A 2,035-nucleotide genomic window follows, 5' to 3' on the forward strand; every position below is an offset into this window, starting at 1 on the left:
TTTAAAATTTTCAAAACAAATTTTCTTTTCTCAATTATAACACAAAACGTTTTTTTTTAAGAAAAACGGTTCCTATTTATGGAGCCTTTTTTTTTATTTCCCGAAGGGTTATTTGTCAGAATGACAAACCGATTTCGAGCCGGCGAGAACCCATTGTCACACCACGATTTAGGGGGTGTGTATAAATGGGCACTCTCTGTGAAATTTGAAGCTTTGAAATTCCGAATGGCGCACTTATACACTCTGTCGAGTGAGTGCTAAAATGCTGAAGCATTTCCGTCAAGCGTGTGGAGGAATCTTGTAGAGAGATATAGCATAGATACCCGTATCTCTAGAGATATTTTGGTATATCCCTGCTATATCTATGGGGTATCTATGCTATATCTTTGGCTTCAAAAACGGCACCTGTTCTAAGAGCATAGAAACTCAACAGGCACAGCCTGTTTGACACCCTTTTTTTTAGGGTGGCACCGAGTTTCCTTATGCTCTTTTTCTCTGAAGCTAAACCTGTTTTATATGTCGTAGTCTTTTTATTGGGAGTGACCCCTTGCTGTACAATTTCCGGAGGTGCCGATAAGGGACGAATTTTCCCTTGTCGGTTGCCTTTGGGGATTGTAAGGGGTGGAGGCTCGGAATCAAAAGGAAACGAAATATCATTCCGAGTGTGCTTCTTTTTTCTGTTCTTGAATTCTATTATTTCCAATGTTAGAATTATGTTAACAACTTGTTAGGAGTGTGTTTGGATGGAAGAGAAAAAACAAATTGGACCTCGAATTACTGTTGAAACATTTAAAAAGCTAGAGTTATTAGCCGAACATTTTACAAAACACAATGAATTTGGAAGAGTTTCAAAAGATGCTGTAATTGAGTTTGCTATTAAGGAATTGTATAGGGACTATTTGGGAAAAGGACGCTAATTTTTGTTGAAAAACTGACTTCGGATTTGGGGTTCTTTATTATTAACTTGATTTTAATTAAACATTACAGGAAAAATTGAGGGGAAATGGATGGATAAACGCAATGGTGACGCGGTTTTCATAGCTCCAAATGATGTTGTAAAAGTGACCACTATGAATCACGTCATTGAAGTTCAGCATATGGAGAAGATGAACCGGAAAAATAATATCAAAAAATTGGACAAGGATAGGTTTGTAGACCTCTCTACTGGGGAGATCCGGGAGTTCGAGCATTCGGAAAATCGGCAGGAAAATTATAATTCTTTGAGACAAACCTTTAAGAAGCTGCGTTATTTGATAAATAACAATTTTATAGGACGGCCAAATGAATTACATATAACTTTGACATACAAGAAAAATATGACGGACACGAAAAAACTTTATAGTGATTTTCAAAATTTTATCGACAGGTTGCGTTATAAATACAAGAAAGAAAGTTCGATAGATTATTTATCGGTGGTAGAGCCACAAGGACGTGGAGCCTGGCATTGTCATGTTTTAATGCGCTTTAATGATTTGGATAAGATTTATATTAAAAATGCTGAATTAAGGAGTCTATGGGGTTTAGGATTTGTAACAATCAAGTCATTAAAGGATATAGACAACATAGGAGCCTATTTGAGCGCTTATTTGACTGATATAGACCTAGAAGATGTCCAAGACAGGGAAACAGCCTTAAAAGTGGCTTCAGAGGGCTGTGAGGTGCAAACAAAGATCGTAGAAGGTCGGGAAAAGAAATTTTTAAAAGGCGGACGGCTGCACATGTATCCTTCCGGAATGAATATGTATCGAAAATCAAAAGGGATTGTTAAGCCGGAACGGGAAGAAATGAAGTTCGGAGACATAAAAAAAGTAGTGGGTTCGGCAAAACCACACTACGAGAAAAGTTATCATGTCGAAAATGACAATTTTGAAAACACAATTTCGTTTCTCCAGTATAACACAAAACGTGATTTTTGAAGCAAAACGGTTCCTCTTTATGGAGCCGTGGGTGTTTTTTTAGTAGTTTGTGTTGTGTCTATAGTGCACACCGTAGTTAACACGGAGGCGAGAGGGTGATACAGCGAGAGAGTGGGGGT

The 2,035-nt window shown here is 37.7% G+C and carries 2 protein-coding genes; both read left to right on the forward strand.

The genetic code is table 11. From position 1 onward, the window contains the following. Window positions 1-743 precede the first annotated feature (743 nt). Window positions 744-917, forward strand: a complete 174-nt coding sequence (locus tag ACFV2J_RS42535; protein WP_375839303.1) for a hypothetical protein — start codon at window positions 744-746, stop codon at window positions 915-917. 90 nt (window positions 918-1,007) lie between these two features. Continuing rightward, window positions 1,008-1,916, forward strand: a complete 909-nt coding sequence (locus tag ACFV2J_RS42540) for a hypothetical protein (RefSeq protein WP_375839305.1) — start codon at window positions 1,008-1,010, stop codon at window positions 1,914-1,916. The last annotated feature ends 119 nt before the right edge of the window (window positions 1,917-2,035 follow it).

Source organism: Streptomyces sp. NPDC059668 (genome assembly GCF_042734135.1).
Lineage (GTDB): Bacteria > Actinomycetota > Actinomycetes > Streptomycetales > Streptomycetaceae > Streptomyces.